This window comes from Azomonas macrocytogenes, from assembly GCF_014191985.1.
GTDB classification, from domain to species: Bacteria; Pseudomonadota; Gammaproteobacteria; order Pseudomonadales; family Pseudomonadaceae; genus Azomonas; species Azomonas macrocytogenes.
In genome coordinates this window covers 46,323-72,127 of sequence record NZ_JACHXI010000001.1, presented here as the reverse complement: position 1 = coordinate 72,127, position 25,805 = coordinate 46,323, and the positions used below count along the sequence as shown (strand labels likewise).

The following is a 25,805-nucleotide window of genomic DNA, read 5'->3' as shown; positions in this document are numbered from 1 at the left end:
CCTTGCTTGAATGCTGTAATGGACTCTCCCCGCGCCACAGTTCTATACCGAGAGCAGTGGTGACTGATTGTTGGGAGAGGCTTTATGAAGCGTATCGCAGTTGATCTGGCCAAGTCCGTTTACCAGGTTGCCGAGAGTGTCCGTGTCGGTCAGGTGGTGCAGCGCAAGCGGCTGAACCGAGCGGCGTTTCAGCGGTGACTGGCAGAGCGTAAGGCCCGTCTGACGGCGGGGTAATCAGTAGGTTGTGATGGTTTTCTTGTGGTTGTGGTGAGTAGCAACACTGTCGGAACAGGCGAGTCCTGCAACGGAACAAGGCCGATAATAATCATGATCCGTGCGATCGGTTGAACGCTTGGCTCCCGCTGCGCGAACTACAGAATGGCCAGGGCGGCAATGCCCACGGAAGGCCGGATATACGAATGCAACCGCACTGGCGACAGGGTTGGAAAAGCTATTTCTCACTACTTGTGGGGAGAGTCCATATATGAATTGTTATATTTCACACCACGACCATGAGATTCCGCCAGTTATTTGACGGCTCAAGATGCTGCCGTTTACATAGATGCGCAAATGAGTGGTTACGTCGTGATGATCGTAATTGTTGTTGGCGACATGAATTACGACCGATTTGACTGATAAGTTACGCAACTTCTCACCTAGATGATTCCACCTGCCACGGGTGGTGTGAGTTGGATTTATAAGTATTTCGTAAGGGAGCTGCCGCCCGCCTTTAACTTTTCCATTCTTGGAAAAGGCGTCAATCTCGCCACAGAGGGCAAATGAAACTTTGTGGCCGTGTATGTTGTGTGTCCGCTCGGGCCACGCGCTTTGCAATGAATCAATGTCGTTGGTCGTTGGTTTTTGTCCAAAGATTTGACTTGGCATCCGAACCTGTCTATCTGCGGAGACAAGCCACGGCACGGTATTTCCTTTGCCCGACCCATCTTCAACGAACGCAGAAATCCCTGGTTTAAGGGTTTTTGCAATCTTTCTATAACCGGGATGGTTTCTTGCGTGCCCAGGCAGTACGACAAGATCATGCTCACATTCACGGATGAATTCCAGAATTTCCGATTCACTTGTGGAACACAATGGTGAGATCGCGCAAATCTTCATGGTGAGATATAACTTCTATTAGGCACCAAATAGCATAGACAATTACCCCATTTGGTGCAGAACATCCTTTGATTGAGCGCGTCAGAACATCAACGCCATATATATCAATCCCAGCTCAACGCCCCTCCCGTCTGATACTCGATTACCCGTGTCTCGAAGAAGTTCTTTTCCTTCTTCAAATCCATCATTTCGCTCATCCAGGGGAAGGGGTTGGTAGTACCGGGATACTCTTCCTTGAGGCCGATTTGCATCAGGCGGCGGTTGGCGATGAATTTGAGGTAGTCCTCCATCATCGCGGCGTTCATGCCGAGTACGCCTCTGGGCATGGTGTCGCGGGCGTATTCGATTTCCAGTTGGGTGCCCTGGAGGATCATCTGGGTGGCTTCGTCTTTCATGTCGGCATCCCATAGGTGCGGGTTTTCGATCTTGATCTGGTTGATCATGTCGATGCCGAAGTTCAGGTGCATGGATTCGTCGCGCAGGATGTATTGGAACTGCTCGGCGGTGCCGGTCATTTTGTTGCGGCGGCCCATGGAGAGGATCTGGGTGAAGCCGCAGTAGAAGAAGACGCCTTCCAGCACGCAGTAGTAGGCGATCAGGTTTTTCAGGAACTGCTTGTCGGTTTCGACGGTGCCGGTGTTGAAGGTCGGATCGGAGATGGAGCGGGTGTACTTGAGGCCCCAACTGGCTTTTTTCGCGACGCTTGGAATCTCGTGGTACATGTTGAAGATTTCACCCTCATCCATGCCCAGCGATTCGATGATGTATTGGTAGGCGTGGGTGTGGATGGCTTCCTCGAAGGCTTGGCGCAGGATGTACTGGCGGCATTCGGGGTTGGTGATCAGGCGGTAAGTGGCCAGCACCAGGTTGTTGGCGACCAGTGAGTCGGCGGTGGAGAAGAAGCCGAGGTTGCGCTTGATGATGCGGCGTTCGTCCTCGGTCAGGCCATCCTGGCTTTTCCACAGGGCGATGTCCGTGGTCATGCTGACTTCCTGCGGCATCCAGTGGTTGGCGCAGCCGTCCAGGTATTTCTGCCAGGCCCAGTCGTATTTGAAGGGCACCAGTTGGTTGAGGTCGGCGCGGCAGTTGATCATGCGCTTTTCGTCGACCCGCACGCGGGCGGAGGTGCCTTCGAGTTCTTCCAGCCCTTCCTGCACATCCAGATCGTTCAATGCAGCCTTGGCACGGGCGATGGCATCGGAGTCTTCGGCGACGACAGCGCGGGCATCATGCGCGGCGGCATCGCCGACACTGTCGAGTTTTTCCAGGCTCATTTCGGCGGTGGCCTGCGTCGGCGCGGCGGCAGCCGGTTGGGTGAGGGTGGTTTCGTCTTCGTCGAATTCGTCCCAGCTGAGCATGGGCTTTTCCTCCTGTCGGGACCGCTGCAAGGCGGTCGGAGATACGTTTTTGATCTGCGCGAGGGGCGCAAAAACCAGCAATCGGTCGGAAGGGCCTCGCGGGAGAGCCCTGAAATCTGCATTAGGGTTGGCTCAACGCTGAGCTCAACAAGGCGGACGGCCAGCCACCATTTGGTGGACGAGCAAAGCGTCGTCCACCCTACGGTTATTTACTGGCAGGCTTCGCAGTCAGGGTTATCGATACTGCACGCCTGCGGCACCTCTGCCGGCGTTTCGAATTCCTCCGTCTTGTGTGCCACTTGCTGCGACTGGCTGTCCTTGCCGCCCGCTGACACGGCATTGAGCTTGCCGGTGGTGATGGTGGATTTTTCGGTGCTGGTCGCGGCCAGGGCGCGGAGGTAGTAGGTGGTCTTCAGACCACGGAACCAGGCCATGCGATAGGTCACGTCGAGTTTCTTGCCGCTGGCGCCGGCGATGTAGAGGTTGAGCGACTGTGACTGGTCGATCCACTTCTGGCGGCGGCTGGCGGCTTCGACGATCCACTTGGTTTCGACTTCGAAGGCGGTTGCGTAGAGGTCTTTCAGATCCTGCGGGATACGTTCGATCTGCTGCACGGAGCCATCGAAGTATTTGAGATCGTTGACCATTACCGGGTCCCATAGGTCCCGGGCCTTGAGATCGTGGACCAGATAAGGGTTGATCACGGTGAATTCGCCGGAGAGGTTCGATTTCACGTAGAGGTTCTGGTAGGTCGGCTCGATGGACTGCGATACGCCGGTGATATTGGCGATGGTCGCGGTCGGGGCGATGGCCATGATGTTGGAGTTGCGGATGCCTTTCTGGACGCGCTCGCGCAGTGGCGTCCAGTCCAGGCTCTGGCTACGGTCGACGTCGATGTATTGGTTGCCGCGCTCTTCGGTGAGGATGTCCAGCGAATCCAGCGGCAGGATGCCTTTGGACCAGAGCGAGCCGGTGAAGGTGGAATAGGCGCCGCGCTCGTCTGCCAGGTCGCAGGAGGCCTGGATGGCGAAGTAGCTGATGGCTTCCATCGACTGGTCGGCAAAGGCTACGGCGGCGTCCGAGCCATAGGGCAGGTGTTGCAGGTACAGCGCGTCCTGGAAGCCCATGATGCCAAGCCCGACCGGGCGGTGCTTGAGGTTGGAGTTCTTCGCTTGCGGCACCGAGTAGTAGTTGATGTCGATGACGTTATCGAGCATGCGCACGGCGGTGTGGACAGTGCGTTCCAGCTTGGCCAGGTCCAGCTTGCCATCGGTGATGTGATTCACCAGGTTCACCGAACCCAGGTTGCACACGGCGATTTCTTCCTGGCTGGTGTTCAGGGTGATTTCGGTGCAGAGGTTGGATGAATGCACTACGCCAACGTGCTGCTGCGGGCTGCGCAGGTTGCACGGGTCCTTGAAGGTCAGCCACGGGTGGCCGGTCTCGAACAGCATGGAGAGCATCTTGCGCCACAGATCCTTGGCCGGCAGGGTCTTGAATAGCTTGATCTGGCCGGACCGGGCCTGGGCTTCGTATTGGCTATAACGCGCTTCGAAGGCGCGGCCGGTCAGGTCGTGCAAGTCGGGTGTGTCGGAAGGCGAGAAGAGGGTCCAGGGGCCGTCTTCGAACACGCGCTTCATGAACAGGTCAGGAATCCAGTTGGCGGTGTTCATGTCGTGGGTGCGGCGGCGGTCGTCACCGGTGTTCTTGCGCAGTTCGAGGAATTCCTCGATGTCCAGGTGCCAGGTTTCCAGGTAGGAGCAGACTGCGCCCTTGCGCTTGCCACCCTGGTTGACCGCGACGGCGGTGTCGTTCACGACCTTGAGGAAGGGCACGACGCCCTGGCTCTTGCCGTTGGTACCCTTGATGTAGGAGCCCAGTGCCCGCACCGGCGTCCAGTCATTGCCCAGGCCGCCCGCGAATTTGGAGAGCATGGCGTTGTCGTGGATGGCGCCGTAGATGCCGGAAAGGTCGTCCGGTACGGTGGTCAGGTAGCAGGAGGAAAGCTGTGAGCGCAAGGTGCCGGCGTTGAACAGGGTTGGCGTGGAGGCCATGTAGTCGAAGGACGAGAGCAGGTGGTAGAACTCGATGGCGCGCTCGTTCTTACGTGGCTCTTCCAGGGCCAGGCCCATGGCGACGCGCATGAAAAAGATCTGCGGCAGCTCGAAGCGCACATTGTCCTTGTGGATGAAATAGCGGTCGTAGAGGGTTTGCAGGCCCAGGTAGGTGAACTGCTGGTCACGCTCGTGATTGATCGCAGCGCCCAGCTTGGCCAGGTCGAAGCCTTGCAGTTGCGGGTCGAGCAATTCGAATTCGATGCCCTTGGCAACGTAGACGGGCAGGGCCTTGGCGTAGAGGTCGGCCATCTCGTGATGGGTGGCGTTCTCGGCAATGGCGAGAACACCCAGGGCTTCGCTGCGCAGGGTATCCATCAAGAGGCGGGCGGTGACCTGGCTATAGTTCGGCTCGCGCTCGACCAGGGTGCGGGCGGTCATCACCAGGGCGGTGTTGACATCCTTCTCGGCCACGCCGTCGTAGAGATTCTTCAGGCTCTCCTTCTCGATCAGCGCGCCGTCGACTTCGGCCAGCCCTTCGCAGGCTTCGCGGATGATGGTCTGCAGGCGTCCCATGTCCAGCGGGCTGAGCTGGCCGTCAAGCTTGGTGACCCGGATGCTTGGGTGCGGCTGGAGCACGTCGCCGCTGCTGCGCTTGCGCTCCTGGGCACGGGCTTCGCGGTAGATCACGTAACTGCGGGCGATCTTGTGCTCGCCGGTACGCATCAGGGCCAGTTCGACCTGATCCTGGATTTCCTCGATATGGATCACGCCGCCTGATGGCATGCGGCGTTTGAAGATGGCCGTGACCTGGTCGGTCAGGCGGCGCACGGTGTCGTGGATGCGCGACGAAGCAGAGGCAGAAGTGCCTTCCACAGCGAGGAACGCCTTGCTGATGGCCACCGTGATCTTGTCGTCGGTATAGGGCACGACTGTCCCGTTGCGCTTGATTACACGCAGCTGGCCGGGAGCAATGGTGGTCAGATCGTGAAGATCGGTGACCTGGTGTCTCTCGCGGTTGCTTTCTGTCTCCATCGCTCTCTGCTCCTCTGCAATAGCTGGAAAATCGTCGGGGCGATCACAAGGATCGCTCCAGGGAATTCGTTCTCTTCTTGACCACAAGATGTAGTGTCATGTTCGCCAGCTTGTCAGGCTTTCGTGGTGCTGCTCGGCCGGCTTTTTCCATCGCTCGCTGCGGCAAAGCAGGCAGGGCAAGGACGCGATTGATTCTCGTCAAAGTCGGACGATGAATGCCATGACGCTCTTCACAAGTCAGTGTGTCAATAGGGATTGGTAAATAAAAAACCCCATATATTGGGGTTTGTGTTTACTTTAAACACAATAGACAGGCTTTCCGGCCTGTGCAAGATAGAACAAGCTGTGGATAAAGTGTGGGTGGGCTTGGGATGGAGGGCTGCAGAGCTTGTGGCTTCTAGGTTGCCTGTCATTCCTGGCGGACGAGGTAAAAAAGTGAATTTTCCGATTGAAATGCAAAACACTATATGTTGTGTCTGTACTCGTGAGTTCAGGCTGTCGGCCGGTTGGTGGGAACGGCAATCAGGCTGAGCAGGCGCTCATCCTGCAGGGCGAACTGTCCTGTGAGTTCGCTTCCGGTGCGCCATTGTGCGGATAAATCGAGTAAAAGCCGCATGCGGGCCTGGCCGTCCAATGTGTGGGTGAGCAGTTCGGCGTCCTGGAAATAGAAGTGCTTGCCTACCAGCGGGTAGAGCGCCTTGAACAGGCTTTCCTTTAAAGAAAAGGTGAGCGTCGCGAGAAATCCACGCTGGCTCTCCGGTTGGTTCCTGTAGTGTGCGTATTCGCCGGGGGTGAGGATTTCCCGGGCCAGATGATCGGCTCGGGCGGTACTCATCAGGATTTCTGCATCCAGGCCGAGGGCTTGCCAGTCGCTGGCCCAGGCCGTCATGGCCGCTGCCCAGCCATGTGTATGGGTGATCGAACCGACTACGCCTGGTGGCCAGCACGGCGCACGGTCTGCGGTTTTGCCGGGAATAGTCGGCTGGCCGGTGAGCTGCAGGAGCGATTCCCGTGCGCAGCAGCGCCCGGCGAGGTATTCGGCTTGCCGCTTGGGGACGCCCCGTGGCACAGCAATGCCCAGGCGTTCGAAGTCCCGCAGGTCCAGTTGGGTGGGTTCGAAGTCCGTACTCGACAGCCAGATCCCCGGGAGCGGACAGGGCAAGGGCCAATCAGTCTGTAGCTGTATGCCGCAGGACAGGGCGAGCGCTTGGGTGCTCATGATCGATTACCGTAGGCGGAAGATTGATGAAATACCGTGCCTCCATGAGGCACGGCAGGATCGCCGTCTGTCCGGGAACAGCGGCACAGCTGGCACCGGGCCGGCGCTTCAGGCATCTACACCGGTTTCCCGAGCCAGCCGGGCAATGGCTGTGTCGAGTTCGTCCAGCGCCAGCTGGGCATCGATATGGTCCTGTTTGAGCAGGGTTTCGCTGCGCTGGCAGGCGGTGCGCAGTTGGGGAACGCCGCAATAGCGTGTTGCTCCATGCAGGCGGTGGACGTGGTCGATCAGCGTCTGGTGATTACCCGCTGCCCGGGCCTGGCGAATGGCCTGGCGGTCGGCCGGTAGCGATGCCAGCAGCATACCCAGCATGTCCTTGGCCAGATCCGCCTTGCCGGCAGCCAGGCGCAGGCCTTCTTCGGCATCCAGCACGCTGTGGCTGTTGTCCGACAGCGCCTGTTGCTCCGGTTGCGACGAATCCTTCTGCTGCAAGGAAAGGCCGGTCCATTTCAGCACCACTTGTGCCAGTTGACGTTCGTTGATCGGCTTGGTCATGTAATCGTCGAGACCATCCTGCAACAGCAGGCGCTTTTCGCTGGCCAGCGCATGTGCAGTCAGTGCGACGATGGGCAATGGCAGGTTGTTGTGCTCGTTCTCCCATTGGCGGATCGCCTCGGTAGTCTGGCGGCCGTCCATGCCGGGCATCTGCATGTCCATGAATACCAGGTCGAAAGTCTTGTGTTTCACAGCTTCGAAGGCATCCATGCCGTTGTCGATAGCTTCCACTTCGGCACCCATGTCACTCAAGAGCGTCTCGACCAGTAGCAGGTTGGCGGCATTGTCGTCCACGCACAGTATCCGTGGTGCATGGGGAATGATGAGCTTTTCCAGCGCCGGCAAGTGCCTGCCGACGAGGTTGGTCAACTCCTCCTGCAGTTTGCGGGTGCAGACCGGTTTGGCCAGCAGGCGGGCCGGGTAATCCAGCAGGCTCTTCTGGTGCGGTGCCTGTTCACAGAGTAAGAGTACTTTGCAGCCAAAGGCTTCCAACTGCTTCAGGTATTGGGGCAGATCGGTCAGGCATTCCTGCTGGCGGGCGAAATCGAGCAGCGCGAAATCGATCGGGCTGTTCGCCTGGTGTGCGGTGCTGACCGCTTCGTAGAGAATTTCCAGGGTCTCGAAGTGCATGACCTGCAAGTTCAGGTCTTCCAGTTGATGCTGCAGGGCCTGGCGAGTCAGCAAGTTCGGTTCCAGCAGCGCTACGCGGCCACCGGGAAGCGGCGAACGGTGATGGTCCACGGCGTCGTCGTAGGCCTTGTCCAGGTTCAGGCAGATCCAGAAGGTCGAACCCTCGCCGGGCGAGCTGCTGACGCCGATCTCACCGCCCATCTGCTCGATCAGGCGCTTGGAGATCACCAGGCCCAGGCCGGTGCCTCCTGGCTGGCGGGAAAGTGAGTTGTCGGTTTGGGTAAAAGCCTGGAACAGCATGCGGATTTCCTGTTCGTCCAGGCCGATGCCGGTATCTTGCACGCTGATGCGCAGTTGGGCGTGCTGGTTGCTTTCTTCTTCCACCATGGCGCGGACCACGATATCGCCCTGGCTGGTGAATTTGACGGCATTACTGATCAGGTTGGTAAGAACCTGCTTCAGACGCAGCGGATCGCCGATCAGCTGTAGCGGCGTGTCGCGATAGATCAGGCAGATCAGCTCCAGCTGTTTGGTATGCGCCGTAGGCGCCAGCATGGTCATGGCATCTTCGATGACGTCGCGTAGATTGAATGGAATGTTTTCCAGAACCAGCTTGCCGGCTTCGATTTTCGAGAAATCGAGGATTTCGTTGATGATATCGAGCAGGTTGTCAGCCGATTTTTCGATAGTGGCGAGATAGTCCTGCTGACGCGGTACGAGTTCGCTTTTCTGCAGCAGGCGGGTGAAACCCAGGATGCTGTTGAGCGGTGTCCGTATTTCGTGGCTGATGTTAGCGAGAAATTCGGATTTGATCCGGCTCGCTTCCAGGGCTTCCTTGCGCGCCAGATCCAGTTCGATGTTCTGGATCTCGATGGTTTCCAGGTTCTGGCGGACATCCTCGGTGGCTTGGTCGATGCTCTGCTGCAATTCTTCCCGGCCACTGAACAAGGCTTCGGCCATGCTGTTGATGCCGGAGGCAAGCTCGTCCATCTCATGGCTGCCAAGCGGCGGCAGGCGGGTTTCCAGGTGGCCTTCCTTGAGCTGCGCCACGGCCAGCTTGATGCGCAGCAGCGGCAGGGTGATGGTGCGGCTCATGCGGATGGCGAGTAGGCCCGTGATGAGCAGGCTGGCGCCGACCAGCATCAGGCTGGTGAAGAGCCGGCGATAGCCGCGCAGCAAGGTTCCTTCATGGGACATTTCGAGTTCGAGCCAGCCGATCAGGCGAGTGTCTATGCCGTTGCGGTCGTCGGCCAGGTGCAGATGGCGACCGAGTACCGGCATCAGGATGCGCGTGGTATCCGTGCCGCTGGCCTGGGTCAGATCCAGTGGGTCGCTATGCGGCGAAGGCGTGAGCATGTTCGGCCCGGAGTGGGCGCGCAGGGTCCGATCGGGGTTGAGCAGGATAATGGTGCGCACATCGGGTTGGTTGAGTACGTCATTGAGGATGCGCTGCAGACGCCGATCCTGGCTGCGGTCCAGGGCCGGGGCGACCAGCGGGGCGAGCTGTCTGGCGATCAGTTCGCCGCGCACATGCAATTGGTCGCGCATATCCAGCAGCTGTGCGCGGGTGAAATACACGCCCAGTACCAGAGCCAGCAAGGTGCTGGGCAGCAGCGTGAGCATCAGCACACGACCTTTGATTCCGAGGTCATTCAGCACGAACCCGATCCTCTGCGATTTAGCCAGCAGGCTAGTGTAGCGGTTCGCCGGCGGCCCTGCCGAATGACAAATCGGACCGGTATCTCGTTTCTGACACGGCTGAACGCAGCTGGGGTATCTCTTCGTTTTGTTGCGTTATGATGTATAGCTTCATTGCCAGGACCGAGCTGCCATGACTATCCAATATCCGACCGTCGCCGAGTGCATTGGCAACACGCCACTGGTTCGTCTGCAACGCTTGCCAGGCGAGACCAGCAACACGCTGCTGGTCAAGCTCGAAGGCAATAATCCGGCGGGCTCGGTGAAGGATCGTCCGGCCCTGTCGATGATCAGCCGCGCCGAATTGCGCGGCGATATCCAGCCGGGCGATACCTTGATCGAAGCCACGTCCGGCAATACCGGAATCGCGCTGGCCATGGCAGCGGCGATCAAGGGCTACCGGATGATCCTGATCATGCCCGACAATTCCAGCGCCGAGCGCAAAGTATCGATGACCGCTTATGGTGCTGAACTGATCCTGGTCAGCAAGGAAGAGGGCATGGAGGGCGCCCGGGACCTGGCATTGAAGATGCAGTCCGAAGGGCGGGGCAAAGTGCTTGACCAGTTTGCCAATGGCGATAATCCCGAAGCGCACTACCAGGGCACCGGCCCGGAAATCTGGCGGCAGACTGGCGGCAGCATTACCCATTTCGTCAGCTCCATGGGCACGACTGGAACCATCATGGGCGTCTCGCGTTATCTCAAGGAGCAAAACCCCGCGATCAGGATCGTCGGCCTGCAGCCGATGGAAGGCGCAGCGATTCCCGGCATCCGGCGCTGGCCGCAGGAATATCTGCCGAAGATCTATCAGTCGGAGCGGGTCGATCAGGTCGTCGATATGTCCCAGGCCGAAGCCGAGGAAACCATGCGTCGTCTGGCCCGGGAAGAGGGCATCTTCTGTGGCGTGTCGTCGGGCGGCGCGGTAGCGGCCTCGCTGCGTCTGTCGCGCGAGCTTGAAAATGCGGTGATCGTGGCGATCATCTGCGATCGCGGCGACCGTTATCTGTCTACGGGCGTCTTCGAGTCGAGTCGGTAGAGCTGGGCTTCGTTCCAGGTAGCGGATTCATCGTCGTGCAGCCCTCTCTCGCCCCGAGGAGCGTTGCGAACCACTTTTTCGCAGGTGTCGAGCATGGCTAAACGGACCTCCGCTTTGCGTTTCCAGCCTGGCAGCGGCGAGCGCGCCATCCAGGTGCCGGTCGGCAAGAAGCAGCGGTTGGTGATCGAACGCCTGGCCCATGACGGGCGCGGTATCGCGTTTCTCGAAGGGCGTAGCTGGTTCGTTGCCGGTGCGTTGCCGGACGAGCAGGTCGAAGCCAGGGTTCTGGGGGCTCGCGGCAAGATCGTCGAAGCCCGTTGCGAGCAGGTATTTTCCGCCAGCCCGGCACGCCGTGAAGAAGCCTGTCCGCATGCACGGGAGTGCGGTGGTTGCAGCCTGCAGCATGTCTCGCAGGCTGATCAACTGGTCTTGAAACAGCGCTCTTTGGCCGAGCAATTAGCTCGGCTTGCCGATCTGGCACCGAACGTTTGGGCAGCGCCGTTGACAGGCCCGGAATGGGGATACCGGCGGCGGGCGCGTCTGGCTGTGCGCTGGGATGCCAATTCCAGGCGCTTGGCCGTAGGATTCCGCGCGGCCGCCAGTCAGGCGATTGTGCCGATCGAGCAATGTCCCGTACTGGTTCAATCCTTGCGTAGGTTGTTTCCCGATCTGCCGAGGTTTCTGCAGGGCTTCGACAGGCCCCGTTCCATTGGTCATGTAGAGCTGTTCAGCGGTACTGCGGATGCGCTCCTTGTGCGTCATCTGGGGCCATTGGCGCAAAGCGATGCCAAGCGCATGGCGGTATTCTGTCACGAGCGGGGCGTACAGCTCTGGTTGCAGGATGAAGGTGAACCGGAGCCGGCCGATCCCCGGCAGAAGCTGGCATATCGCCTCGATCCATGGGGGCTCGAGGTAAATTACCGGCCTGGCGATTTTGTCCAGGTCAACGAGTCGGTGAATCTGGCGATGGTTTCCCAGGCGCTCGCCTGGCTGGCACCGCAGCCGGACGAACGTATCCTCGATCTGTTTTGCGGCCTGGGGAATTTCGCCTTGCCGCTAGCACGTCGGGCGCAGGCAGTAGTCGGAGTCGAAGGAGTCGAGGCGATGGTGGCCCGGGCGCGTCTCAATGCGGAGGATAATGGGCTGAAGATGGCGCACTTTCATCAGGCCGATCTGTCGAACTCGCTTGTCCGGATGCCGTGGGCGGCTGGCGGCTTCCCTGCGGTTGTGCTGGATCCGCCGCGCGACGGTGCGTTGGCGGTAGTGCGGCAGATGCAAGCCCTGGGCGCGCAGCGGGTGCTGTACATATCCTGCAATCCAGCGACTCTGGCGCGTGATGCGGCTGAATTGAATCGCCAGGGCTATCGTCTTGAACGGGCCGGTGTGCTGGACATGTTTCCCCAGACCGCGCATGTCGAGGCAATGGCTTTGTTCAAGAAAGATTGAAATTGTCGGTTGACCGCTTGATATATCGGCTTTATCGGTTTTTCGACGTTTTTCGCACAAGATTTGTGCAGAGGAAGAAGTAGATGGTACAGGTTAGATCGCCTCAACCGGTCAATACCGATGGCAGCATCGACCTCGGTCGTTGGCTCGATCACCTACAGACAATGGTCCCAGCACTGGATCGCAAGGTACTCCTGGAAGCCTGTGAATATGCCCGCAGTGCCGATGAGCGCGTGAAGACGCCGGAAGGCTCCTGGGGCAATGGTGCGAGCAGCCATATCATCGGACTCGAAATTGCCGAGATCCTTGCCAGCCTCAAGCTCGATCAGGACAGCCTGGTGGCGGCTGTGCTCTATCGCAGCGTCCGCGAGGACAAGATCACCCTGGCCGATGTGCGCCAGCGTTTCGGTCCGGTGGTCGGCAAGCTGATCGAAGGCGTGTTGCGCATGGCCGCGATCAGCGCCAGCCTGAATCCGCGTGAATCCCTGGTGTTGGGTACTCAGGTCCAGGTGGAAAACCTGCGTAAGATGTTGATTGCGATGGTCGACGATGTGCGCGTGGCGCTGATCAAGCTGGCCGAACGCACTTGCGCCATCCGCGCGGTGAAGAACGCCAGTGGCGAGCGGCGGCGCAAGGTCGCGCGTGAAGTTTTCGATATCTATGCGCCGCTGGCCCATCGCCTCGGAATCGGTCATATCAAGTGGGAACTGGAGGACGTGTCCTTCCGCTACCTGGAGCCGGAGCAGTACAAGCAGATTGCCAACTTGCTGCACGAGCGGCGGGTGGATCGCGATCTGTACATTACCCATGTCGTCCAGCAGCTCAAGAATGCGCTTGCCGACAGCGATATCAAGGCAGAGGTCAAGGGACGGGCCAAGCATATCTATTCGATCTGGCGGAAAATGCAGAAGAAGGGCCTGCAATTCAGCCAGATCCACGATGTGCGGGCCGTGCGCGTGATGGTGCCGGAGGTGCGTGATTGCTACACCACGCTTGGTACTGTGCACTCGCTCTGGCGGCATATTCCCAAGGAATTCGACGACTATATCGCCAACCCCAAGGAAAACGGCTATCGCTCGCTGCATACCGCGGTGATCGGCCCGGAAGGCAAGGTTCTCGAAGTGCAGATTCGTACCCACGACATGCACGAGGAGGCCGAACTGGGCGTCTGCGCGCACTGGCGTTACAAGGGCGCAGACGTCAGTAACGGGCCATCTCATTATGAAGAGAAGATTTCCTGGCTGCGGCAGGTTCTGGAATGGCACGAGGAGTTGGGCGATATCGGCGGATTGGCCGAGCAACTGCGCGTGGATATCGAGCCGGACCGGGTCTATGTCTTCACCCCGGACGGACACGCCATCGATCTGCCGAAGGGAGCAACGCCGCTGGATTTCGCCTATCGCGTGCATACCGAAATCGGCCATGGCTGCCGTGGCGCCAAGGTCAACGGCCGCATCGTACCGCTGAGCTATAGTCTGCAAACCGGTGAGCAGGTCGAGATTATCGCCAGCAAGCAGGGCACGCCCAGTCGCGACTGGCTCAACTCCAACCTGGGCTATGTCACCACTTCGCGTGCGCGGGCGAAAATCGTCCACTGGTTCAAACTGCAGGCCCGCGACCAGAACGTGGCAGCCGGCAAGATCATGCTGGAGCGTGAACTGGCGCGGCTGGATACGCCATCGGTGGATTACGAGCGGCTGGCGGAAAAGGCCAACCTGAAAACTGCCGAGGATCTTTTTGCCGCCCTTGGTGCGGCGGACTTGCGCCTGACGCATGTCGTGAATCTGGCGCAGCAGTTGGTCGAGCCAGCGGAGCGCGGCACCGATCAATTCGAGTTCATTCCACGCAGATCGTCGACCACTACTACCTCACGGCCTGGCAGGCGTGATGATATCCAGATCCAGGGTGTCGGTAATTTGCTCACGCAGATTGCTCGCTGCTGCCAGCCGCTGCCGGGTGATCCGATCGTCGGCTACATCACGTTGGGGCGCGGTGTCACCATCCATCGCCAGGATTGTGCCAATGCGCTGCAACTGGCTGGCCGCGAGCCAGAGCGGATGATCCAGGTCAACTGGGGGCCGGTGCCGGAGAAGACGTATCCCGTGGAAATCTTCATTCGCGCCTACGACCGTGCCGGCCTGCTGCGAGACATTTCGCAGGTGCTGCTCAACGAAAAAATCAACGTGATCACGGTGAATACCCAATCGAACAAGGAAGACAGTACCGCGACCATGGCCTTGACCATCGAAATTCCGGGGTTGGATGCATTGGGTCGCCTGCTGGGAAGAATCTCCCAGCTACCCAACATCATCGACGCTCGTCGACATCGTACGGCCTCCTGAGGGTCGATTCACTGAAAGGCCTGTCCCTGGGCCTTTTTAATATATTCAGGCTAATAATTAGCAGCCTTATAAAGTTATTCGAAGTGTATCCAGAGGCTACAAATGTGAAGGAATTGAAATAGAATTCTTCTCATTAACTCTTGGAGCATGATCGATGCCTCCCTACAGTGACCGGCAGATTCTGGCTATAGAAGACGATCCTTTGTTGAGCGCCCACTTGAACGATCATCTCGGGCGCCAGGGATTTAACGTGACTCACTGTAACGATGGGCTTGACGGGCTCTCATTGGTGCTGACCAGGCAGGGTGATTTTGACCTGATCCTGCTGGATATCCTGCTACCGGGAATCAGCGGACTCGAAGTCCTTGCCCGGCTACGCCGGTATGAGCGGGTTCCGATCATTTTGATGTCGGCGTTGGGTGATGAGCAGGATCGCATCACGGGGTTCAGTCAGGGGGCCGATGACTATCTGCCCAAGCCTTTCAGCATGAGCGAGCTACAGGTCCGCATTGAAGCCATTTTCCGCCGGGTCGCTTACGAACGCGAACAGTCTCCGCCGCGTAGCGATTTTCCGCTGATATTGGAGGATGCCCGCTGTGACGTGTTTTACAACGGCAATTGGGTCGGGTTGACTCCTACCGAATACCGCTTGCTGGAATTGTTTGCGCAACATACCGGTGAGGTGTTGAGCAAGCCTTTTCTATACCAACAAGTGTTGCGGCGTGGTTATTCGCGGCATGACCGCAGCCTGGATATGCATGTGAGCAATATTCGCCGCAAGCTGACCAAGGCTGGTAATCGCTGTGTTCGCTTGGAGGCCGTCTGGGGCAAAGGATATTTGCTGAGCCTGCAGGACGAATAAGGCACAATCGGGGCATTAGCGAGAATCGTCACCTGCTGCGAGACTATCTCAAGTGCCTCACCGCCATTCGTTATTTTGGAAACTCGCTGCGTTGTTGATCGCCTTTTGTCTACTGGTGATTTCGCTGAGTGGTTTTTGGACCCGCCGCATCGAGCTGGAAACATCCTATCTTTCCGCTGAAGCCCAGCAGGTACTGAAGGAATATGCCGAAGAAGGGCGGCAGGCCGCTCTCGAAGGGCCGGCTGCGGTCGATGCCTTTCTCCTGGCGTTACAAGCTCGCGAACCCGGCTGGAGTACCTTGCTGGACAAGAACCTGCAAACCTTGTCCAGCCAGGCTCTTGATGCAAAAGGGCGCGAAAACCTGATTCGCATGCGCCATCTCGACGGCCCCATGAGTCGGCGGGGCGTCGGGCTGCCGATCATTGGCGTGCCGTTCGCCGATGGAAGCGGAAGGTTGGCGATACGTTTGCCGGAGCGTTACCGGCCCTGGCGCTATACGGCTATGCTGGTCGCTCTGGTGCAGTTCGTTATTCCTGCCTTGCTCGCCTTATTATTTTGTGTCGGCCTGTATCGGGTTTTGATTTCGCCACTGGCGCGCCTGTGTAAGCAGGCGGATGCGGTACGCGCAGGGCAATTCGCTGCCCGTCTGGCTCCTGAAGTCATCCGCCGTAAAGATGAAATGGGAGAACTGGGGCGTGCCTTGCAGCACATGACCGAGCGGATGCAGGAATCGGTATTCCTGCAACGCCAGATGCTGCGCGACCTATCACATGAGCTGCGCACGCCGCTGAGTCGCTTGCAAGTGGCATGCGAAAGCAATCTGAGCCACGCGGATTATCAAGGTAGAGTCCGCCGCGAAATCAAGGTTATGCGTGATCTGGTCGACAGCACGCTGGAACTGGCCTGGATGGATGCCGAACGGCCAAGCCCTGCGCTGGAGTCGGTGAGTGTCGAGGCCTTGTGGGAATTACTGCGTGAGGATGCCTGTTTTGAAACGGGGTGGAGTGCCGAACGCTTTCCCTGCGATCTGCCGGCCAATTGCCACGTCCTGGGGCACCTGAACAGCTTGGCCAGGGCGATGGAAAATATTCTGCGCAATGCGATTCGCTATTCGCCGGAAAATGGGGTAATCCACTTGGTAGGTCGGCGAGCCAATCAACACTGGCTGCTTTGGATCGAAGATCGGGGACCAGGTGTCGCCGAGCATGAGCTGGACTTGATCTTCCGGCCATTCACACGCCTCAATGAGGCCAGACCGGGTGATGATGGGTTTGGCTTGGGATTGGCGATCGCCCAGCGCATGATTCGTCTGCAGGAGGGGGAAATGTGGGCCGAAAATGCGCACCCAGGCTTGCGGCTGGTCTTGCGTTTACAGTCTTTAGAGCAGGCATGAAATGAACTCTGTCTGGTAATGCAAAACCGCCATTTACTTCCTGCGCCGGTGGGCTTACCTGAAATATTTTTTAAGTTCAGGAGAATGCTCTGCAGGGCGCTTCGCTGTTTAATTCGCTGCGTTCACGGTGGCACCCAGCCACGCAGGTTCGTGGAGAAATTCCTGGATGTCAGCTTTAACAATACTTCCTGGCCCGAGACAGAGGTTTGCCTCGTTTGGTCTGGTTCGGCGAGCAATGCTCGCTTTTATGGCCATGTTGGGGGGATGTACGCTGGTACCGACCTATCACCAGCCCGAATTGCCACTTGCCTCGAACTGGACGGGCAATGAGTCATTGCCAGCACAACCGGTGGCGGGTGGGCAGTGGTGGCGCGAATTTCACAGCACCGAACTCGATAGCCTGATCACTCGGGGGCTGACGCAGAACTATACCTTGCAGGCGGCGGCCAGCCGCATTGAGCAGGCTCGTGCAATCACCGATGTGGTGCAGGCCGGACAATGGCCGAGCGTGTCTCTGGGCGGCCTCTACCAGAAGCAGAATAATTACTCGACCCGCAAAAAACGCAGCGTCTTCGCTGAAACCACCTATGAAGCGGATTTCTGGGGCAAACACCGGGCGGCAACCGGCTCGGCGAAGGCTCTGGTCCAGGCAAGCAGCTACGACGCCCAGACCTTGCGCATGACTGTCGGCGCCAGTATTGCCGATACCTATTTTCTGGTGCTGTCCTTGGAGGAGCGGCTGCATCTGGCACAATCGATTGCCGCCGATGCACAGCAGGTGCTCAAGCTGATTCAGGTACACGCCAGTCTGGGGGCATCCTCCAACCTCGAAATCGAACAGCAGCGCAATGTTCAGCAGACGTTTGCCGCTGCAGTGCCATGGCTGGCCCAGTTGCGTAATCAGGCGTTATTCCAACTGGCAATACTGGTCGGTGCGGTGCCGGAAGGCTTTCGACTCGAGCAGAGCGGACTTGGCGGTATCCGGATGCCAAAACCAGACGTCGGTCTACCCATCGCTCTGCTGCGCCAACGTCCCGACATCCTGGCGGCCGAGGCAAGGTTGCAATCCGCTCATTTCGATGTCGGCGTCGCGCGTGCCGCGTTTTTGCCCAATGTGTCGCTGGATTTGCTGCGTGGTGTCGACACGTTGGGAAATAGCCCGATATGGAGTGTGATGGGAATACTGAGCCAGCCTGTATTCATGGGGGGGCTGCTCACAGGCCAGCTACACGCTGACCGGGCTCATGTACAGGAACTGATGGCCAGCTACCGCGAGTCGGTCATCGAAGCCTTGCAGGACGTTGAAACCCAGCTCAGTGCTACTCAACAGTTGAGCCAGGCCTACACTATCCACCGGGCAGCCGTTGACTCGGCCCGCGAGGCGGCGCGACTGGCCCAGATTCGTTATCGGCTCGGTGCCAGCGATTTCCAGACGCTGCTGATCGCCGAGCGTTCCCGGTATCAGGCTGAAGACAGCCTGTTGCAGGTTCACCTGCAATATCTACAGTCGGCCGTCGGCTTGTTCAGAGCCCTGGGCGGGGATTTCACGCCCACCGCCAGCGCCGCCACTACCGTCTCCTCTACATCCTCTGTCGTTAAGGATATTGATCCATGAACGGTGTTCTCCACGCTGCGCCTTCTCGCCGTTACGTGCGACTTGCCGTATCGGTGCTCGCTCTGCTCGGCGCTGCGCTACTGATTCACGCCTACAGGCCAGGTGGTGCGACCGCCGCACCGGCTCGTCCCGATGACAGGGTGGTCCCGGTGGTAACGCAAGCGGTCCGGCAAGAGGACCTGCAGATCTGGCTCGATGCAATCGGCAATGTCGAACCGATCAATAGTGTGAATGTGCGGGTTCGTACCGATGGGCAGTTGCAGAAGGTTCTGTTCAGTGAGGGCCATATGGTGGAGGCGGGCAGCCTCTTGGCGCAGATCGATCCGCGTTTTTACCAGGCCCAGGTGGCTCAGACCGAGGCCATGCTGGCGCGGGATCGGGCGCAACTGACGAATCTGCGCGTCAGCCTGGACCGGGCCACCAAGCTGGCAGCGGCCAAGGCCGGACCCACGCAGGATGTCGATACCTACCGGGCCCAACTCGCCGCCCAGCGCGCCACGGTCCAAGCTGATCAGGCCGCGCTCGATAATGCGCGTCTGCAACTGAGTTTTACGCGCATCACCGCGCCGCTGACCGGCCGCACCGGGCGACGCTTGCTGGATGTCGGTTCGATCGTCCATGGTTCCGATGCTACCGGGCTGGTAACCATTACCCAGATCGATCCCATTTCGGTGGCTTTTTCGGTATCCCAGGACGATCTGGCGCAGATTATCGAGGAAAATACCCGCCAGTCCCTTCAGGTTGTCGCTCTGACCCGCGATGGCAGCAAGCAGATCGCTACTGGGCAACTGAGCTTTATTGATAACCAGGTCGCTACGGCCACCGGGCAAATCCAGCTCAAGGCACAATTCGAGAACGGCAAGCAGCAACTCTGGCCGGGCCAATTGGTCAGCGTGCGCCTGCTGTTGCATACCGAGCGTGCCGCTACTGTGATTCCGGCCTCCGCCGTGCAACAGGGCCGCGAGGGTTCCTTTGTCTATGTGGTCGATGCCGGACAGCAAGTACAACCGCGGCTCGTACGCACGGCTGCCAACGTCGATGGACTGCAATGGATCGTCGCCGGCCTGCAACCGGGCGAAACCGTCGTGGCCCAGGGGCAGTACCGTATCGCCCCGGGCATCAGGGTTTCCTCCGTACAGCCGGATCACGACAGCGATCCGCATACAGTGGTGGCCACCAACAGGGAGACTGCGCCATGAATGGGTTGACCGGCTTGATCCGCCGCCGAGTCGGCCTCGGCCTGTTGGCGCTGGGAGTCATGCTGCTGGGCACTTTCGCCTATTTCCAACTGCCGGTCGCCGCGTTGCCGACAGTGGATTTTCCCACTATCCAGATCACTGCCAAGCTTTCAGGCGCCAGCGCCGAAACCATGGCCACCTCGGTAGCGACGCCTTTGGAGCGGGCACTGTCCAGCGTGCCACAGGTGGCGTCGATGAATTCGACCAGTGCGGCGGGCAAGACCCAGATCGCCTTGCAATTCGACCTGTCGCGCGATATCGACAGTGCGGCGCAGGATGTGCAGGCGGCGATCAACACCGCTATCCCCAACCTGCCCAAAACCATGACCAGCGCCCCGACTTTCCGTGAGGTCAATCCGGCCGAAGCCACCGTACTCTCACTCGCCCTGACTTCGCCAACGCGCACGCTGCCGGAACTCAATCGCTATGCGGACAATTACCTGGCCCAGCAGTTGTCGCAGATCCCGGGCGTCGGTCAGGTGGATTTCCACGGTGAACAGAAACCGGCTGTGCGGATCCAGATCGACCCGGATGCATTGGCGGCCCGGGAACTGACGCTGGAGGATATTCGCCGCGTCATAAACGTAAGCACCCAGGCTCCTCCCAAGGGCAGGCTGGATGGAGAATGGCGTTCAGTCACCCTGGATACCACCGACCAGTTGCTGACCCCGCAACAATACCGCGATCAGGTAATCGCCTACCGCAATGGCGTCCCTATCAAACTGGGCGATCTCGGCAAGGTCATCGAGGGGGCGGAGGATGTTCAACAGGCAGCCGGTATCGATGGCCAGCCGACCATTATCGTCGATATCCACAAGCAGCCGGGCTTCAACGTCCTCGAAACCATCGCCACGATCAAGGCAAAACTGCCAGCGATGACGGCGTCCTTACCCCGCGATGTTCAGGTACAGGTCATCGGCGACCGCACTCAGACCATCGAGGCATCGGTAGACGATGTGCAGTTCACGCTGGTGTTATCCATCGTGCTGGTCGTGATCGTGATCTTTCTCTTCCTGCAAAACGCCACGGCTACCTTGATTCCGACCCTGACCATTCCGTTGTCGCTGGTGGGGACTTTCATCGTGATGTATGGGCTCGATTACAGTCTCGACAACCTGTCGCTCATGGGCCTGGCCATCGCCGTGGGCTTCGTGGTCGACGATGCCATCGTGGTCATGGAAAACATTGTCCGCCACCTGGAAATGGGGAAATCCCGGCTGCAGGCGGCTGCCGACGGATTGCGCGAAGTCGCCTTCACCATCATTTCCATGACGATTTCCCTGATTGCGGTATTCCTGCCCTTGCTACTCATGGGGGGGATCGTCGGGCGGCTGATGCGCGAATTTGCCGTGACCGTAAGCGTTGCGATCCTGGTGTCCTGCCTGGTATCCCTGACGATCACGCCGATGCTGTGCGCCTGGCTGCTCAAGCACGAGGCCGGCACGCCGGCAGGCCCATTTGTGCGGGGCTGCGAGTACGTTCTCACGAGCTTGCAGCGAGGCTATGGTCGCACGCTCGATTGGGTACTCGGGCACCAGCGCTTGACTCTGGCGGTGGCCATGGCGACGTTCGTGGCGACGGCTGTGTTGTATCTCCAGATCCCCAAAGGTTTTTTCCCGCAACAGGACACTGGCTTGATCCAGGGCGTCGCTGAAGCGGCAGCGGATATCTCTCCACGCGCGATGCGCGACAAGGTTGCCCAACTGGTCGACATCGTGAGCCAGGACCCGGCGGTGGCCAAGGCGTATTTCTGGATCGGCCCGAGCCCGACGATCAGCCAGGGCCGGGTTATCGTCAATCTCAAGCCGTTCAGCGAGCGAAGCGAAAGTGCCCAGCAAGTGATCGCACGCCTACAACAGCCGTTGGAGCGGGTTCCCGGTATCAGGCTGTTCCTCTCACCCATCCAGGATATCCAACTGGGCGGCCGGGTCAGCAAGACGCAGTACCAGTACACCCTGCAAGATCCGGATAGCGCGCAGCTGAGCCATTGGAGCACGATACTGCTGGCCAAACTGAAAACCTTGCCGCAAGTGCAGCACGTCACCTCGGACCAGCAAAGCTCGGCGCCCCAGGCGACCCTGGTGATCGACCGGGCGACAGCCGCGCGGCTGGGCGTCACGGTCCAGGCTATCGACGATGTGCTTTACGATGCCTTCGGCCAGCGGCAGATTGCGACAATGTTCACCCAATTGGACCAGAATCACGTCATTCTCGAACTCGATCCAAGGTGGCAGCTGTCCCTCGAATCGCTGCGGCACCTGTATGTGCGGGCCGATAACGGCCGCCTCGTGCCGCTGAATCTGGTTGCCAGCGTGCGCCAGGAACTTGCACCGATCATCATCAACCATCAGGGCGCGTTCCCGGCTATCACCTTGTCCTTCGATCTGGCGCCCGGCCAGGCACTCAGCGATGCGGTCGATGCCATTCAGCGCGCCGCGTTGGAAGTCGGGATGCCGGATAGCCTCATCGGTAGCTTCCAGGGGACGGCCCAGGCCTTTCAGGAGTCGCTCAAATCACAGCCCTGGCTGATTCTGGCGGCGATCCTCACGGTGTATATCGTGCTGGGCGTGCTCTATGAGAGCGCCATCCATCCGCTGACCATTATTTCGACCCTGCCTTCTGCAGGTTTCGGCGCGTTGCTGGCACTGCTGGCTGCCAGGCTGGATCTTTCGGTGCTGGGTATGATCGGCATCATCTTGTTGATCGGCATCGTCAAGAAGAACGCGATCATGATTGTCGACTTCACCCTGGACGCGCAAAAGCAGGGATTGTCGGCGCACGAAGCGGTGCGTGAAGCTTGTCTGCTGCGGCTGCGGCCGATTCTGATGACCTCGCTGGCGGCCTTACTGGGCGCTATCCCTCTGGCCTTTGGTCATGGTGCCGGTTCAGAACTGCGGCAACCGTTGGGCATCGCTATCGTGGGCGGTCTGGCTTTTTCGCAATTGCTGACGCTCTATACCACACCGGTGACTTATCTCTGGTTTGAGCGCAGACGACGAGCTCAGCCAGCATCGCATACGCCCAGCCAGATTCGGCCGGTACCGGCGCCAGGTGATGTCACGCTGGACTTGCAAGCGCCCATGACAAGGCGCTAATGAATGAAGGTTCCAATGAGCGTGTTCAAGTGCTTGCGGGCCAGGGCCGCGCGGTTGAAACAGTGCGCGTTGAAGCGGAGTTCGTCACAGGAGAATGACCGCCCAGACCACCACAATGAGGATCAGGGCCAGGAACTGGGCGGCACTGCCCATATCCTTGGCGCACTTGGACAACGGATGAAGGGCCAGGGATATGCGGTCGATTGCAGCTTCGATTGCCGAGTTGAGCAACTCTACAATTAGCGCCAGGATTGCCACCATGATCAGTATGGCCCGTTCGCTCCTGCTCACATCGAGCAGACAAGCGAGTGGAATCAGCATCAGGTTCAACAGCAGCAATTGGCGGAAAGCCGCTTCCCCGGCATAAGCGGCCTTGAGCCCGGCCATGGAATAGCGCGTCGCGTGGACAATTCGCCCCAGGCCCGAGCGACCCTTGAAGGCTTGGGTGTCTGCTTTGCAATCGATCGGTTCAGTATTCATGCCGTGGGTGCCCTACATAGAGCGTTTAGTGTCTCACGATACATAGGGGGGCTGGCGGCAATTGGTAGCAGATTGCTCAGGGTGTTATTGGCGCTGGTCACTGTATCGTCGTGATCATATCGGTAAAAATGTAAGAGCCTGTTGAGGTTCCGGCACGGCTGTGACGGAGATCCGCCTGGCGCAGGCCGGCGTTATTCGCCGTTCATCTGGAAAACGACCAAGCTGCTTTCTTCGAACCTTGCCTGGTGGCCTGTGTAGTTGGTTCGATTGCTCGATTTTGGCACCCGAGACGCCGATATGGCGTTGCCACTGCTCGTCATGGCCCTGTTATGGCTCGTCGCGGCGCCTGGCCTCGAAGCCTCAGCCAGCCGAACTCGAGTCAATCCATTAACCATTCAGGCCTAGCGCCATTTGCCGCAGCAACGCAGCTTGCGACGAAATGTTAACAGGCCTGGGGCCTGCTTGCTGCAGCCGAACTTGGGGGCTTTATGTATCAACTCGACGATTTGCTTCATCTCATGGCTCGCCTGCGCGATCCGCAGCACGGTTGTCCTTGGGATCTGAAACAGGATTACGCCAGTATCGTGGCGCATACCCTCGAGGAGGCCTACGAAGTGGCTGATGCCATCGAACGAGCCGATTTCGAGCATTTGCCCGGCGAGCTTGGGGATCTCCTGTTTCAGGTCGTCTACTACAGCCAACTGGCGCAGGAGGAAGGGCGCTTCGATTTTGCCACTGTGGTCGATAGCATCACTCGCAAGCTGGTACGTCGCCATCCGCACGTATTTCCGGATGGTGATTTGTATGGTGAGCCGGACTTGCCGCGCCTGGATGAGGCTCGGATCAAGCAGCGTTGGGAGGAAATCAAGGCGCAGGAACGTGCGGAAAAAGCGCTCGAACCGGAACAATTGTCACTGCTCGACGATGTACCCACAGCGCTGCCGGCCCTGTCGCGTGCCGCCAAATTGCAGAAACGCGCGGCCCAGGTGGGATTCGACTGGCCAGATGTTCTGCCGGTGATAGACAAGGTTCAGGAAGAGCTCGACGAGATTCTAGAAGCTATGAAGGCCGGGAACCCGGCGGCTGTTCTGGAGGAGGTCGGTGACCTGTTGTTTGTGATGGTCAATCTGGCCCGTCACTTCAAGCTCGACCCGGAAACCGCATTACGGGCCGCCAATGTCAAGTTCGAGCGACGCTTTCGCTTTATCGAACAGACTCTGCGTGAGAAAGGTATATCGTTCCAGACTTGTTCGATCGACGAGCTGGATGCGCTTTGGGAACAGGCCAAGCAGATAGAAAAAGCAGGCTCTGTATGAGCATCGACAGCCTCTCATGGATTGCGTATTGTCAAAAAGCTTGACTTGTCCGGTTCATTTCCCAGACTGGCGGCTCATCCCTTAACCACAGACGGAAAGGTTGATCATGGCTCTTTCCCTTCGCGATCAGTTGCTCAATGCCGGGCTGGTCAACGAGAAGCAGGCCAAACAGGCCGGCAAGCAGAAGCAAAAACAGGAACGCCTGGAGCGCAAGGGGCAGGTCGAAAAAGACGACTCCCAACGTCAGGCTGCGTTGCAGGCACAAACCGAGAAAATAGCTCGCGACCGTGAACTGAATCGGCAGCAGCAGGAAAAGGCCGAGCAGAAGGCGCGTGTTGCCCAGATCAAGCAATTGATCGAAGCCAGCCGGTTACCCAAGCTGGATGGCGATGATTACTACAACTTCGTCGATGGCAAGAAGGTCAAGAGACTGGCTGTCAACCGGATGGTGCGGGAGAAGCTGTCCTTCGGTTCGCTGGCGATCGTTCGCCATGGCGGCGGTTACGAAATCATCCCGCGCGATGCCGCGCTGAAGGTCCAGGAACGTGACGAGCGCCGTATCGTGCTGCTTAATACGCCTACCGAAGAAGCGGATGCCGACGACCCGTACGCAGCATACAAGGTGCCAGACGACTTGATGTGGTGATTGCCCGACGAATCGCGGGAATTCACTCTGGCTGATGTCCTCCTATGACTACAGGCGATGGTTTTCGCGTGATGCGATCAAACCCTCTCGCCATGGTTCTTCATGGAGAGCGACATGATGACAACTCGTGATTCGATCCATCCGTATGCCGCAGTACAGCAGCAGAATCCGCCCGGCGAACCCCATGAACCCGTACCGCCACAACCGGGCGAACCGGGTGAGCCGACCGTTCCCGATCAACCGCCACCCGCTCCGGTTGTCTGACTCACCCATCCGGTCGGCGAGGCGTATCAGTCCCTGTGTGCAGCCAGGGTGATTGATACCGATTCGGCAAAGCGCAGGGCATGTGGCTTGTCCACTTCCACCTCGGCATAGCGCACCGCCGGATGCTGCATGACCAGATCGAGGATATCCTGGGTCAGGCGTTCGAGCAGTGCGAAGCGATTGCCTTCCACATGCTGGATGATCGTCTTGGTGATGGTGCGGTAATTCAGGGCATGCTGGATATCGTTGACCTGCACGGCGCCGCCGGCCGGATAGATCACGGTCAGGTTGATCAGCACATCCTGTTTGTTGACGATCTCTTCTTCCTTGATACCAATATAGGTGCGCAGGCTCAGATCCTTGACGCGGATGCGTGCCATTCCAGGCTCCAGTCGTGGCATAGCCTC

The 25,805-nt window shown here is 58.9% G+C and carries 18 protein-coding genes and 1 pseudogene; 12 read left to right on the top strand and 7 right to left on the bottom strand.

The window, feature by feature from the left end; translation table 11 throughout:
• Positions 1–84: 84 nt before the first annotated feature.
• A pseudogene (locus FHR87_RS00340) lies at positions 85–195 on the top strand (IS110 family transposase); the annotation flags it as partial.
• Between the two features lie 297 nt (positions 196–492).
• Here the strand turns inward: FHR87_RS00340 and FHR87_RS00335 are convergent.
• The 5 genes from FHR87_RS00335 to FHR87_RS00315 form a co-directional block, all read right to left on the bottom strand.
• Complete coding sequence (locus FHR87_RS00335) at positions 493–1,116, bottom strand: hypothetical protein (protein WP_183164710.1); 624 nt, start codon at positions 1,114–1,116, stop codon at positions 493–495.
• Between the two features lie 104 nt (positions 1,117–1,220).
• Positions 1,221–2,474, bottom strand: a complete 1,254-nt coding sequence (locus FHR87_RS00330) for a ribonucleotide-diphosphate reductase subunit beta (protein WP_183164709.1) — start codon at positions 2,472–2,474, stop codon at positions 1,221–1,223.
• A gap of 209 nt (positions 2,475–2,683) precedes the next feature.
• Entirely contained in the window at positions 2,684–5,563 is a 2,880-nt protein-coding gene (locus FHR87_RS00325) for a ribonucleoside-diphosphate reductase subunit alpha (protein ID WP_183164708.1), read from the bottom strand.
• 490 nt (positions 5,564–6,053) lie between these two features.
• Positions 6,054–6,782, bottom strand: coding sequence for a 4'-phosphopantetheinyl transferase family protein (locus FHR87_RS00320; protein WP_183164707.1), 729 nt, complete (start codon positions 6,780–6,782; stop codon positions 6,054–6,056).
• A gap of 108 nt (positions 6,783–6,890) precedes the next feature.
• Positions 6,891–9,626, bottom strand: coding sequence for an ATP-binding protein (locus FHR87_RS00315; RefSeq protein ID WP_183164706.1), 2,736 nt, complete (start codon positions 9,624–9,626; stop codon positions 6,891–6,893).
• A gap of 172 nt (positions 9,627–9,798) precedes the next feature.
• Here FHR87_RS00315 and cysM point away from each other — a divergent pair, with 172 nt between their 5' ends.
• The 8 genes from cysM to FHR87_RS00275 all read left to right on the top strand — a co-directional run bounded on the left by cysM (position 9,799) and on the right by FHR87_RS00275 (position 22,692).
• Positions 9,799–10,701 carry a cysteine synthase CysM gene (cysM, locus tag FHR87_RS00310; RefSeq protein ID WP_183164705.1) on the top strand — a complete coding sequence of 301 codons (903 nt, stop codon included), beginning with the start codon at positions 9,799–9,801 and terminating at the stop codon, positions 10,699–10,701.
• 93 nt (positions 10,702–10,794) lie between these two features.
• Positions 10,795–12,147 carry a 23S rRNA (uracil(1939)-C(5))-methyltransferase RlmD gene (gene rlmD, locus FHR87_RS00305; RefSeq protein ID WP_183164704.1) on the top strand — a complete coding sequence of 451 codons (1,353 nt, stop codon included), beginning with the start codon at positions 10,795–10,797 and terminating at the stop codon, positions 12,145–12,147.
• Positions 12,148–12,230: 83 nt separating this feature from the next.
• Positions 12,231–14,489, top strand: a complete 2,259-nt coding sequence (gene relA / locus FHR87_RS00300) for a GTP diphosphokinase (protein ID WP_183164703.1) — start codon at positions 12,231–12,233, stop codon at positions 14,487–14,489.
• Positions 14,490–14,643: 154 nt separating this feature from the next.
• On the top strand, positions 14,644–15,351 hold the full coding sequence (locus tag FHR87_RS00295) for a response regulator transcription factor (protein WP_183164702.1): 708 nt from the start codon (positions 14,644–14,646) through the stop codon (positions 15,349–15,351).
• Positions 15,352–15,403: 52 nt separating this feature from the next.
• Positions 15,404–16,744, top strand: coding sequence for a histidine kinase sensor domain-containing protein (locus FHR87_RS00290; protein ID WP_183164701.1), 1,341 nt, complete (start codon positions 15,404–15,406; stop codon positions 16,742–16,744).
• Positions 16,745–16,979: 235 nt separating this feature from the next.
• Positions 16,980–18,359 carry an efflux transporter outer membrane subunit gene (locus FHR87_RS00285; RefSeq protein ID WP_183164700.1) on the top strand — a complete coding sequence of 460 codons (1,380 nt, stop codon included), beginning with the start codon at positions 16,980–16,982 and terminating at the stop codon, positions 18,357–18,359.
• Positions 18,356–19,558: an efflux RND transporter periplasmic adaptor subunit gene (locus FHR87_RS00280; RefSeq protein ID WP_183164699.1), complete on the top strand. Its 1,203-nt coding sequence runs from the start codon at positions 18,356–18,358 to the stop codon at positions 19,556–19,558. The genes FHR87_RS00285 and FHR87_RS00280 overlap by 4 nt, the downstream gene beginning before the upstream one ends.
• Positions 19,555–22,692: an efflux RND transporter permease subunit gene (locus FHR87_RS00275; RefSeq protein WP_183164698.1), complete on the top strand. Its 3,138-nt coding sequence runs from the start codon at positions 19,555–19,557 to the stop codon at positions 22,690–22,692. The genes FHR87_RS00280 and FHR87_RS00275 overlap by 4 nt, the downstream gene beginning before the upstream one ends.
• An 84-nt stretch (positions 22,693–22,776) precedes the next feature.
• On the opposite strand, the gene FHR87_RS00270 is transcribed toward FHR87_RS00275, so the two are convergent.
• Complete coding sequence (locus tag FHR87_RS00270) at positions 22,777–23,172, bottom strand: diacylglycerol kinase (protein ID WP_183164697.1); 396 nt, start codon at positions 23,170–23,172, stop codon at positions 22,777–22,779.
• 488 nt (positions 23,173–23,660) lie between these two features.
• On the opposite strand from FHR87_RS00270, the gene mazG reads away from it, so the two are divergent.
• The 3 genes from mazG (at position 23,661) to FHR87_RS00255 (ending at position 25,398) form a co-directional block, all read left to right on the top strand.
• A complete protein-coding gene (gene mazG, locus FHR87_RS00265) occupies positions 23,661–24,488 on the top strand; it encodes a nucleoside triphosphate pyrophosphohydrolase (RefSeq protein ID WP_183164696.1) in 828 nt (275 codons plus the stop codon).
• Between the two features lie 106 nt (positions 24,489–24,594).
• Entirely contained in the window at positions 24,595–25,134 is a 540-nt protein-coding gene (locus FHR87_RS00260) for a DUF2058 domain-containing protein (protein ID WP_183164695.1), read from the top strand.
• Positions 25,135–25,248: 114 nt separating this feature from the next.
• The gene (locus FHR87_RS00255) at positions 25,249–25,398 is read left to right on the top strand and encodes a hypothetical protein (protein WP_183165152.1); all 150 of its coding nucleotides are present in this window, start codon (positions 25,249–25,251) and stop codon (positions 25,396–25,398) included.
• 26 nt (positions 25,399–25,424) lie between these two features.
• On the opposite strand, the gene folX is transcribed toward FHR87_RS00255, so the two are convergent.
• The gene (gene folX / locus FHR87_RS00250; protein WP_183164694.1) at positions 25,425–25,799 is read right to left on the bottom strand and encodes a dihydroneopterin triphosphate 2'-epimerase; all 375 of its coding nucleotides are present in this window, start codon (positions 25,797–25,799) and stop codon (positions 25,425–25,427) included.
• Positions 25,800–25,805 lie beyond the last annotated feature (6 nt).

Bases quoted from the DNA above. Each gene is read 5' to 3' on its own strand.
- FHR87_RS00335 (WP_183164710.1), bottom strand. From the start codon at position 1,116: ATGAAGATTTGCGCGATCTCACCATTGTGTTCCACAAGTGAATCGGAA.
- FHR87_RS00330 (WP_183164709.1), bottom strand. From the start codon at position 2,474: ATGCTCAGCTGGGACGAATTCGACGAAGACGAAACCACCCTCACCCAA.
- FHR87_RS00325 (WP_183164708.1), bottom strand. From the start codon at position 5,563: ATGGAGACAGAAAGCAACCGCGAGAGACACCAGGTCACCGATCTTCAC.
- FHR87_RS00320 (WP_183164707.1), bottom strand. From the start codon at position 6,782: ATGAGCACCCAAGCGCTCGCCCTGTCCTGCGGCATACAGCTACAGACT.
- cysM (WP_183164705.1), top strand. From the start codon at position 9,799: ATGACTATCCAATATCCGACCGTCGCCGAGTGCATTGGCAACACGCCA.
- rlmD (WP_183164704.1), top strand. From the start codon at position 10,795: ATGGCTAAACGGACCTCCGCTTTGCGTTTCCAGCCTGGCAGCGGCGAG.
- relA (WP_183164703.1), top strand. From the start codon at position 12,231: ATGGTACAGGTTAGATCGCCTCAACCGGTCAATACCGATGGCAGCATC.
- FHR87_RS00295 (WP_183164702.1), top strand. From the start codon at position 14,644: ATGCCTCCCTACAGTGACCGGCAGATTCTGGCTATAGAAGACGATCCT.
- FHR87_RS00285 (WP_183164700.1), top strand. From the start codon at position 16,980: ATGCTCGCTTTTATGGCCATGTTGGGGGGATGTACGCTGGTACCGACC.
- FHR87_RS00280 (WP_183164699.1), top strand. From the start codon at position 18,356: ATGAACGGTGTTCTCCACGCTGCGCCTTCTCGCCGTTACGTGCGACTT.
- FHR87_RS00275 (WP_183164698.1), top strand. From the start codon at position 19,555: ATGAATGGGTTGACCGGCTTGATCCGCCGCCGAGTCGGCCTCGGCCTG.
- FHR87_RS00270 (WP_183164697.1), bottom strand. From the start codon at position 23,172: ATGAATACTGAACCGATCGATTGCAAAGCAGACACCCAAGCCTTCAAG.
- mazG (WP_183164696.1), top strand. From the start codon at position 23,661: ATGTATCAACTCGACGATTTGCTTCATCTCATGGCTCGCCTGCGCGAT.
- FHR87_RS00260 (WP_183164695.1), top strand. From the start codon at position 24,595: ATGGCTCTTTCCCTTCGCGATCAGTTGCTCAATGCCGGGCTGGTCAAC.
- FHR87_RS00255 (WP_183165152.1), top strand. From the start codon at position 25,249: ATGATGACAACTCGTGATTCGATCCATCCGTATGCCGCAGTACAGCAG.
- folX (WP_183164694.1), bottom strand. From the start codon at position 25,799: ATGCCACGACTGGAGCCTGGAATGGCACGCATCCGCGTCAAGGATCTG.